Annotated in this window: 1 pseudogene; it reads left to right on the top strand. The window is 75.4% G+C overall.

Annotated features, from left to right (window positions below):
* Window positions 1-11,100, top strand: a pseudogene (locus ACLJPY_RS42255) (SDR family NAD(P)-dependent oxidoreductase); the annotation flags it as partial.
* Between the last annotated feature and the right edge of the window lie 170 nt (window positions 11,101-11,270).

The following is an 11,270-nucleotide window of genomic DNA, read 5'->3' as shown; positions in this document are numbered from 1 at the left end:
CTCCGCGACTACCTCAAGCGGGCCACGGTCGACCTGCGCGAGAGCCGTCAGCGGGTCCAGGAGCTCGAGGAGCGCGCGCACGAGCCGATCGCGATCGTGGGCATGGCCTGCCGCCTGCCGGGCGGGGTCGGGTCGCCGGACGAGTTCTGGGACGTGGTGCGCGCCGGGCGGGACGTGGTCGGCACCTTCCCGGAGAACCGCGGCTGGGACCTGGACGCGCTGTACGACCCGGATCCCGGCCGGCTGGGGACCTCTTACAGCCGTGAGGGCGGGTTCCTGTACGACGCCGACCAGTTCGACGCCGAGTTCTTCGGCATCAGCCCGCGCGAAGCGGCGGCGATGGACCCGCAGCAGCGGCTGCTGCTGGAGACGGCGTGGGAGGCCTTCGAGCACGCGGGCATCGACCCGACCGCGCTGCGCGGCACCCGCACCGGCGTGTACGCGGGCGTCATGTACGACGACTACGGTTCCCGGACGCCCCAGGAGCCCGAGCACTTCGAGGGCTACCTGCTGACCGGCAGCGCGGGCAGCATCGCGTCGGGCCGGCTGGCCTACACCTTCGGCCTGGAGGGGCCGGCGGTCACGGTCGACACCGCCTGTTCGTCGTCGCTGGTCGCGCTGCACCTCGCGGCGCAAGCCCTGCGGCAGGGCGAGTGCACGATGGCGCTGGCCGGCGGCGTCACGGTGATGGCGACCCCGGGCACCTTCGTGGAGTTCTCCCGGCAGCGCGGCCTGGCGCCGGACGGGCGGTGCAAGGCCTTCTCGTCGTCGGCGGACGGCACCGGCTGGGCCGAAGGCGCCGGTGTCCTGGTGCTGGAACGGTTGTCGGACGCGCAGCGCAACGGGCACCGCGTGCTGGCCGTGGTCCGCGCCAGCGCGATCAACCAGGACGGCGCCAGCAGCCAGCTGACCGCACCGAACGGCCCCGCGCAGGAGCGGGTCATCCGGGCCGCGCTGGCCGGCGCGCGGCTGTCGGCGTCCGAAGTGGACGTCGTGGAGGCGCACGGGACGGGTACGCGGCTGGGTGACCCGATCGAGGCACAGGCGCTGCTGTCGGCCTACGGCCAGGCCCGCGGGGACAGCCGGCCGCTGTGGCTGGGTTCCGTCAAGTCGAACATCGGGCACACACAGGCCGCGGCCGGGGTTGCGGGCGTGATCAAGATGGTCATGGCGCTGCGCAACGGCGTCCTGCCCGCGACGCTGCACATCGACGAGCCGACCCCCGAGGTCGACTGGTCGGCGGGCTCGGTGCGGCTGCTGACGGAGGCCCAGCCGTGGCCCGAGCTGGACCGGCCGCGCCGCGCCGGGGTGTCGTCCTTCGGGATCAGCGGGACCAACGCGCACGTGCTCCTCGAAGAGGCACCGCGCGCGGCCGAGCCGGAAGTTGTTGTGCCGCAGCCGGTCCGACCGGCGCCGTGGCTGCTCTCGGCCAAGTCGGAGCCCGCGCTCCGCGCGCAGGCGAGCCGGCTGCTGGCCTGGCTCGCCGCGCACCCCGAGGCGGCCGACGCCGACGTCGCGGCCGCCCTGTCCGCGCGCGCCCGGCTGGGCCGGCGTGCCGCGGTGATCGGCACCGACCGCGCCGGCCTGCTCGCCGGTCTCACCGCACTGGCCGCCGGTGCGGACTCCCCGCACGTCGTGACGGGTGCTGTCACCACCGGCGAGACGGCCTTCCTGTTCACCGGCCAGGGCGCGCAGCGCGCCGGGATGGGCGCCGGGCTGGCGGCCGCGTTCCCGGCGTTCGCCACGGCGCTCGACGAGGTGTGCGCGGAATTCGACGCCTTGCTGGGGGTTTCGCTGCGCTCAGTCATGTTCGGCGACGTCGAGCGCCCGGAGCTGTTGGACCGCACCGAATACACGCAGCCGGCGCTGTTCGCGTTCGAGGTGGCGATGTTCCGCCTGCTGGAGTCGTTCGGTGTGACGCCGGATGTGGTGGTGGGGCATTCGATCGGTGAGCTGGCCGCGGTGTACGTGGCCGGGGTGTGGTCGCTGGCCGACGCGTGCCGGCTGGTGGCGGCCCGCGGCCGGTTGATGGGCGCGCTGCCGTCCCGTGGCGCGATGCTGGCCGCCGCAGTGCCTGAGGAGCGGGCGCTGGAGCTGGCCGGAGACGTCACGCTGGCGGCGGTGAACGCGCCGGCGGCGACGGTGTTCTCGGGCGAGCCGGCGGCGATCGCCGCGCTGGAGGACCGGCTGGTGGCCGAGGGCGTGAAGACGAACCGGCTGACCGTCGGGCACGCCTTCCACTCGGCGTTGATGGAGCCCATGCTCGCCGAGTACGAACAGGTCGCCGCCTCGGTGGCGTACCGGGCGCCCCGGATCGCCGTCTGCTCCACGGTTTCCGGTGCGCCGGCCGGCGACGAGCTGCTGACACCGCGGTACTGGGTGCGGCAGGTGCGCGAGGCCGTCCGGTTCGCCCCGGCGGTGCAGTCGCTCGCCGACGCCGGCGTGCGCCGGTTCGTCGAGGTCGGCCCGGACGCCGTGCTGGCCGCGCTGACCCGCCAGACGCTGGGCGACGAAGTGGCGTCCGGCTCGCTGGTCGCGGCGGCGTCCCGGCGCAAGGCCGCGGAGGCCGGCCAGTTCCTGCGGTTGCTCGGCGCCGCCCACTGCGCGGGTCTCGCCGTCGACTGGACACCGCTGTCCCCGGGCAAACCGGCCACCCACCTCGACCTGCCGGGCTACGCCTTCCAGCGGCGCCGCCACTGGGTCGAGCCCGACGACCGGGCGCTCGGCGACCTCGGCCACGCCGGGCTCGCCGCGCTCGACCACCCGGTGCTGCGCGTGGCCGCGCCGCTGGCCGGCCGCGACGAATGGCTGTTCAGCAGCCGGCTTTGCCCCACCGCCCAGCCGTGGCTCGCCGACCACACGGCGTTCGGCACGGTGCTGCTGCCCGGCACCGGGTTCGTGGACCTCGCGCTGGCCGCGGGCTGCCACCTGGACCTGCCCGTCGTCGACGAGCTCGTCCTGTCGGCCCCGCTGCCGTTCGACGGGACCGGCGCGGTGGACGTGCAGGTCGCGGTGACCGAGCCCGACCACACCGGCCGCCGTCGCCTGTCGATCCACTCGCGGGCCGCGACCGGCACCGGCGAGCCGGACTGGACGCTGCACGCCACCGGCGTCCTCGCCGCCGACACCGGCACGCCGGACTGGCCCGACCCAGAATGGCCGCCGTCCGACGGCACGCCGGTCGACGAAACCGGCCTGTACGACCGGCTCGCCGACCTCGGCTTCGGCTACGGCCCGGCGTTCCAGGGCGTCCGCGCGGCCTGGACCAGCGGCGACGACGTCTTCGCCGAAGTGGCCCTGGACGAGCCGGCCGCGGGCTTCGTGGTGCACCCGGCGCTGCTGGACGCGACCTTCCACGCGGCCCTCACCGGCCTCGCCGAAGACCTGCCGGACGGCAAACTGCCGCTGCCCTTCTCCTTCACCGGCGTCCGGGTGTTCCGCCCCGGCGCCACCGCGATCCGCGCCCGCATCGGCCGTTCGGGCGCCGGGAAGGTGCGCATCGACGCGTGCGACGACACCGGCGCCGCGGTGCTGTCGATCGACGCCGTGCTCGCCCGTCCCGCGGACGCACACGCCCTCGCCGGGGCCCGCAGCCCGCTCTACGCGGTCGAGTGGACGCCGGTGAGCGCTCCTCCGGTGCCGGACCGGCCGCTGGTCGCGCTGGGCCGTCCGGTCTCCGGGTGCGCCGAAACCTTCGCGGACGTCGCCGCGTTCGCCGCCGGGGAACACCCGGGCGCGGTTGTCGTCTGGTCGCCTGAACCGCTGCCGGCGGACGATGTCCCCGCGTCCGTCCGCGCCGCCGTGCACGACGCTCTCGCGCTGCTGCGCGACTGGCTCGCCGAACCCCGTTGCGCGGGCTCGACCCTGGTGGTGCTGACCCGCAACGGCGCCGGCCTGCCCGGCGAGACGCCGGATCTCGCGGCCGCCGCCGTCCGCGGCCTGGTCCGCAGCGCGCAGTCGGAACACCCGGGCCGCATCGTGAACATCGACGTCGTCGACGACACACCCGTCACCGCCGCCTTCACCACGGACGAACCGCAGCTGGCAATCCGCGACGGCGTCACGACGGCCCCGCGGCTGGTCCGGACCACGGCCGCCGAACCGGCCGCCGGGTCCTTCGGCGCCGGCCCGGTCCTGATCACCGGCGGTACCGGCGGCCTGGGCGCGGTCACCGCCCGCCACCTGGTCACCGCGCACGGCGTGCGCAGCCTGCTGCTCGTCTCACGCCGCGGCGACAGTGCCCCGGGGGTCGCGGAGCTGGTCGCCGAGCTGACCGGGCTGGGCGCGGCCGTCCGCGTCGCCGCGTGCGACGTCACCGAGCGCGCCGCGGTCGCCGCCCTGCTTGAGGCCGAACCGGTGACCGCGGTCGTGCACACCGCGGGCGTGGTCGACGACGGCACCGTCGAAACCCTGACCGCCGGGCAGGTGGACCGGGTGCTCGCGCCGAAGGTCGACGCCGCCTGGCACCTGCACGAACTGACCCGCGACCGGGACCTCGCCGCGTTCGTGCTGTTCTCCTCGGCCGGGCCACTGCTCGGCGGGCAGGGCCAGGGCAACTACGCGGCCGCGAACGCCGCACTGGACGCCTTCGCCCAAGTCCGCCGCAGCGCCGGCCTGCCCGCGCACTCGCTGGCCTGGGGGCTGTGGAAGCTCGGCATGGCCGAGGCGCTGAACGACCCGGGCGGCGAGCACCTGGTGCGGCAGATCCGCACCCGGCTCGGGCTGGCCCCGATCGAGCCGGACACCGGCATGCGGCTGTTCGACCAGGCACTGGCCACCGCCGAACCGCTGCTGATGACCGCGGTGCTCGACACCCCCGCGCTCACCGCGCTGGGCCGGCTCGGGACGCTGCCCGCGGTGCTGCGCGGCCTGATCCACGTCCCGGCCCGCGGCCGGGTCGCCGACAGCCCGTTGCGCCGCCGGCTGCTCGACACCCCCGCCGGGCAGTGGGAGACGCTGATCCGCGACGAGGTCCGGGCGATCGCCGCCGCGGTCCTCGGCCACGAGTCGGCCGACGCCGTCGACCCCGGAACCCCGTTCACCGAACTGGGTTTCGACTCGCTCGGCGGCGTCGAGTTCCGCAACAAGGTGACCGCCGCGACCGGGGTCGAGCTGCCGTCCACGCTGGTGTTCGACTACCCGACCCCGGCCGCGGTCGCGGGCTTCTTGCGCACCCGGGTCGACGGCTCGGCGCCGGCCCGCCCGCGTCCGGCCGCGGTCCGGACGAAGGCCGGGGCCGACGAGCCGATCGCGATCGTCGGCATGAGCTGCCGGTACCCCGGCGGTGTCGAGAACCCCGACCAGCTCTGGGACCTGGTCGACGGGCGGGTCGACGCCATCACCCCGATCCCCGGCGACCGCGGCTGGGACCCCGACCGGCTCTACGACGCCGACCCGGGCAAGCCGGGCCGGATCGCCACCCGCGAAGGCGGGTTCCTGCGCGGCGCCGGTGATTTCGACCCCGCCTTCTTCGGGATCGGGCCCCGCGAAGCCGCGGCGATGGACCCGCAGCAGCGGCTGCTGCTCGAGACGTCCTGGGAAGCCCTCGAAGACGCCGGGATCGACCCGGCCTCGCTGCGGGGCAGCGACACCGGCGTGTACGCGGGTGTCATGTACCAGGACTACGGCCACACGGCCCGCGAGGCCGGCGGGGCCGCGGAAGGCTACCTGGCGACCGGCTCGGCCGGCAGCGTCGTCTCCGGCCGGGTGTCCTACGCCCTCGGCCTGGAAGGCCCCGCGGTGACGGTGGACACGGCGTGCTCGTCGTCGCTGGTCGCCGTGCACCTGGCGGTGCAGGCGCTGCGGGCCGGGGAGACGTCGCTGGTGCTGGCCGGCGGCGTGACGGTGATGGCGACCCCGCTGCTGTTCCTGGAGTTCTCCCGGCAGCGCGCGCTGTCCCCGGACGGGCGCTGCAAGGCGTTCTCGAGCACCGCGGACGGCGTCTCGTGGGCCGAGGGCGTCGGCGTGCTCGCCCTGGAGCGGTTGTCCGACGCGCAGCGCCACGGGCGCCCGGTGCTGGCCGTCATCCGCGGCAGCGCGATCAACCAGGACGGCGCGAGCAACGGCTTGACCGCCCCGAACGGTCCTTCGCAGGAGCGGGTGATCGCGCAGGCACTGGCCAACGCCCGGGTGGCCGCGGCCGACGTCGACGCCGTCGAAGCGCACGGCACCGGCACCACCCTGGGTGACCCGATCGAGGCGGGGGCGTTGATCAACGCCTACGGACCGGAGCGCGCCGAGCCGCTGCGGATCGGCTCGCTGAAGTCGAACATCGGGCACACCCAGGCGGCGGCCGGCGTCGGCGGGGTGATCAAGATGGTGCAGGCGCTGCGGCACGAGGTGCTGCCCGCCACGCTGCACGTCGAGGCGCCGTCGCCGCACGTGGACTGGTCGGCCGGCGAAGTGCGGATCCTGACCGGGGCCGAGCCGTGGCCGGCCGGGGAGCGGCCGCGCCGGGCCGGGGTTTCGTCGTTCGGGATCAGCGGGACCAACGCGCACCTGATCCTGGAAGAGGCACCCGCGGTCCCGCTGCGGACGGGCGATTTCCCGCGGCCGGAAGCGTTGCCGCTGCTGCTGTCCGCGCGGACGACGGCCGCACTGCGGGCCCAGGCGAGCCGGCTGCACGACGCACTCCAGGAACGTCCGGAGCTCGACCTCGCCGACGTCGCGGCGACGCTGGCCCTGCACCGCGCGCAGCTCGACCAGCGCGCCGCGGTCGTGGGCTCGGACCGGGAGACGCTGCTCGCGGAGCTGGCGCGGCTGGCCGTCGACGAGCCGGAACCGCGCGGTGCCACCGGCCGGACCGCGTTCCTGTTCACCGGTCAGGGCGCCCAGCGCAGCGGGATGGGCGACGGGTTGTACCGGGCGTTCCCGGTGTTCGCGGCCGCGCTCGACGAGGTGTGCGCGGAGTTCGAGGCCCACCTGGAGTGTCCGCTGCGGGACGTGATGTTCGATGAGCAGACCCCGCTGGACCGGACCGAGTACACCCAGCCCGCGTTGTTCGCGTTCGAGGTGGCGATGTTCCGTCTGCTGGAGTCGTTCGGTGTGACGCCGGACGTGGTGGTGGGGCATTCGATCGGTGAGCTGGCCGCGGCGTTCGTGGCCGGGGTGTGGTCGCTGCCGGACGCGTGCCGGCTGGTGGCGGCCCGCGGCCGGTTGATGGGCGCGCTGCCGTCCGGGGGCGCGATGCTGGCCGCGGCGGTGCCGGAGGAGCGCGCGCTGGAGCTCGCCCAAGACGTGTCTCTAGCCGCAGTGAACGCGCCCGATGCGGTGGTCTTCTCCGGGACCACCGAAGCGGTGTCTGCGCTCGAAGCGGTGTTGGTGGCCGAGGGCGTCAAGACGAGCAGGCTGCGGGTGAGCCACGCGTTCCACTCCGCCCTGATGGAGCCGATGCTGACCGGGTTCGCCGAGATCGCCGCGGGCTTGACCTACCACGAGCCGCGGATTCCGTTGTGTTCCACGGTTTCCGGTGCTTTTGACGAGCTGCTGACGCCCGAGTACTGGGTGCGGCAGGTGCGCGAGGCCGTCCGGTTCGCCCCGGCGGTCCGGTCGCTGCTCGATGCGGGCGTGGGCCTGTTCCTCGAGCTGGGCCCGGACGCGGTGCTGACGGCGATGACCCGGGCCACGCTCGCGGCCGACCCCACGGCGAGCGCCTCGGTGGTCGCGGCCTCCCGGCGCACGACCGGCGAACCCGAGCAGCTGGTCACCGCGCTCGCCACCGCGCACTGCGCGGGCCGGCCGGTGCGGTGGGCGGACTTCTTCGGCGGCCGGCCGCAGGCGCGGATCACGTTGCCCACCTATCCTTTCGAGCACGAGCGGTTCTGGTTGCGGCCCGTGGAGGCCGACGTGCCGCTCGCCGACGCCGACTCCGCCGACCACCCGCTGTTGCGTGCCCAGGTGCAGCTCGCGGGCAAGGACGAGTGGCTGTTCACCGGCCGGCTTTCGCTGCGCACGCACCCGTGGCTCGCCGACCACACGGTGCACGGCACGGTCCTGCTGCCGGGCACCGGGTTCGTCGAACTGGCCCTGGCCGCGGGTGCGCGGCTCGGCGTGCCGCGCCTGGCGGAACTGGCGATCGAAGCCCCGCTGGTCGTCCCGGCCGACGGTGGCGTGGACCTCCAGCTCGCCGTGGGCGAGCCCGACGCCGACGGGCACCGGACGTTGGCCGTGCACGCCCGGGCCGCCGACGGCTGGGTGCGCCACGCCCGTGGTCTGCTGACGCCCGCCGGACCGGCCGCGACGCCGGACTGGTCGTGGCCCCCGGCGGCTGAACCGGTCGATGCGCAAGAGGTGTACCGCGCGCTCGGCGACCTCGGCTTCGGGTACGGGCCGGCGTTCACCGGCGTCCGCGCCGCGTGGTCGCGCGCGGAGGAAGTCTTCGCCGAAGTGGCGCTCGACACCGGAACCGCTGCCTTCGAAGCGCATCCGGCTTTGCTGGACGCGGTGTTCCACGCGGCGGTCGGGCTCATGCCTGAGAGCGGGACGCCGCTGCCGTCCGTCTTCGAGGGCGTCCAGCTGGCTCAGCCCGGCGTCGGGACTCTGCGCGTCCGCGTCGTCCGCACCGCGCCGGACACCTTCCGGGTGGAGGCGACCGACGCGACCGGTGCCCTCGTGCTCAGCGTGGATTCGGTGCGGGTCCGCCCGGTCGAGCCGCAGGCGCTGGCCCGGCTGCGCGGCGCGGCCCCGCTGTACGACCTCGACTGGGTCGCCGCGCCCGCAGTGTCCGAAATGGACTCCGGACGTCTCGTCGTCCTCGACGGCCAGGCCGACCTCGCGTCGCTGCCGGAAGGTCCCGGCACGGTGGTCTGGCCGGCGCCCGAAGGCTCCGGCGCGGCGGACGTCCACACCGGCGTGCTCACGACGCTCGCGCTGCTGCAGCGCTGGCTCGGTTCCGGGAACACCGGCCGGCTCGCGATCGTGACGCGGCTGGCCGCCGGACTGCCCGGTGAGCAGCCCGATCTGACCGGGGCCGCGGTGGCGGGCCTGGTGCGCAGCGCGCAGTCCGAGCACCCGGGCCGGTTCCTGCTCGTCGACCACGACCGCGACGCCCTGCCGATGGAGTCGCTAGCCGCCGCCGTGGCCCGTGACGAACCGCAGGTGGCCGTCCGCCGGGGCCGGTTCCTGGTCCCGCGCCTGCAGCCGGTACCCGCCGGAGCGGGTGAGCCGCCGTCGTTCGGTGACGGCACGGTGCTCGTCACCGGGGGTACCGGGGGCATCGGCGCGATCGTCGCCCGGCACCTGGCCGAGGCGCACGGCGTCCGGCGGCTGCTGCTGGTGTCGCGGCGCGGTGCCGCCGCGGACGGCACCGCCGAGCTGGTCGCCGAGCTGACCGGGCGGGGCGCCGAGGTCCGGGTCGAGGCGTGCGACGTCGCCGACCGGGCCGCGGTCGAGACCCTGCTGGCCCGCCTCGACGCCTCGCTGACCGCCGTCGTCCACGCGGCGGGCGTCCTGGACGACGGCACGCTCGACACCCTCACCGCGGCGCAGACGACCCGGGTGCTGGCCCCGAAGGTCGACGCGGCCCTGAACCTGCACGAGCTGACCCGCGACCTGGAGCTGTCGGCGTTCGTGCTGTTCTCGTCCGCGGCGCCGTTGCTCGGTGGCCAGGGACAGGGCAACTACGCCGCCGCGAACAGCGTGCTGGACGCGCTGGCCCGCGTGCGGCGCGGGGCCGGCCTGCCCGCGCACTCGCTGGCCTGGGGACTGTGGACGGTCGGCATGGCCGGGGCGCTCGGCGGCGGCGACGGCGGCGAGCGGCACGCGCGGCAGATCCGGACCCGGCTGGGCCTGCTCCCGATCGACCCGGAGGCCGGGATGGCGTTGTTCGACAACGCCCTCGCGTCCGATCGGGCGACCCCGGTGACGGCCCTGCTCGACCCGGCGGCGCTCGCCGGTCTGGCCCGCGGCGGCACGCTGCCCGCGGTCCTGCGCGGGATGATCCGGGTGCCGCCGGCTGCCGCGACTGCCGAGGTGAGCTTGGCGCGTCGGCTGGCGGCCCTGCCGGACGCCGAACGCGACGGCGTGGTCCTGCGCGAGGTGCGTGACGTCGCCGCGGCGGTGCTCGGCCACGCGTCCGGCGACGCGATCGACCCGGCCGCGCCGTTCACCGAGCTCGGGTTCGACTCCCTCGGCGCGGTCGAGTTCCGGAACCGGCTCGGCAGGCGGACCGGGCTGGCGTTGCCGTCGACGCTGGTCTTCGACCACCCGACCGCCGCGGACGTGGCGAAACTGGTGCGCTCGCAGCTCGAGGACACCGGCGTGGCCGAGCAGGCCCCGGCCGGCGTGCGCGGCACGATCACCGAGCTGGTGTCGGCGGCGCACCGCCGCGGCAACCTGGAAGGGGCGTTGCCGCTGCTGGTCGCGAGTTCGGAGCTGATGGCGACGTACGGCGAAGCTCCGGCTCAGCGCCCGGCCGTGCAGCTGCTGGCCCGCGGCGCGGCGGAGCCGGCCCTGATCGGCATCCCGTCGTTCCTGGCGGGCTCGGGCCCGCACCAGTTCGCCCGCCTGGCCCGCGAACTGGGCGGCGAGCGCCGGTTCAGCGCGCTGCGCCTGCCGGGAACGCGACCGGGCGACGACCTCCCGGCCACCTGGACGGCGGCGATCGGCAGCCTCGCTGCGGCGGTCGCCGCGGAAGCCGAGCGGAGCCCGGTGGCGCTGATCGGCTATTCGGCCGGTGGCGCGATCGCCCACGCGGTCGCCCGGAGGCTCGAAGACGACGGCGTCGAGCTGGCGGGCGTGGCGATGATCGACACGTACGCACCGGAGGACGTCGAGCTGAACCGCGCGGTGCTGACCGACGCGCTGGGCCGCATCCTGACCCGCGACAACGCGTTGACCCCGGTCGACGACCACGGCCTGGTCGCAATGGGCGGCTACGTCCGCATCTATGCGGACCGCGAGGCCCGGCCGATCACCGCGCCGACGCTGAACCTGCGCGCAACGCAGCCCCTGACGGGCTTCGGCGACGCCGCCCCGCTGCCCGGCTGGCAGCACGGCGGACCGGCCGGGTGGATCGAGTCGGACCACTTCTCGATCATCGAGGAGCAGGCCCCGAAGACGGCGGGTCACCTTCGCGGCTGGCTCGACTCTCTCGGCGGGTGACAAGCCCGGCTCGTCGGGGGCGGGCCGGGCTTGTCGGCTTGCGCCCTGCGTCGGGAGGCGTGCCGCCCGCTGGAGAGACCGGTGGCTGCGGCTCGACGGTGCGAGGGCAAAGACCAGCGGCGCCGGTCGGGTCGCGACCCGACCGGCGCCGTGCGATCGAGTCCGGCTGT

This window comes from Amycolatopsis sp. lyj-23 (assembly GCF_046549135.1).
Taxonomy (GTDB): domain Bacteria; phylum Actinomycetota; class Actinomycetes; order Mycobacteriales; family Pseudonocardiaceae; genus Amycolatopsis.
The sequence above is the reverse complement of the archived record's forward strand: the minus strand, read 5'-3'. Positions and strand labels throughout refer to the sequence as shown.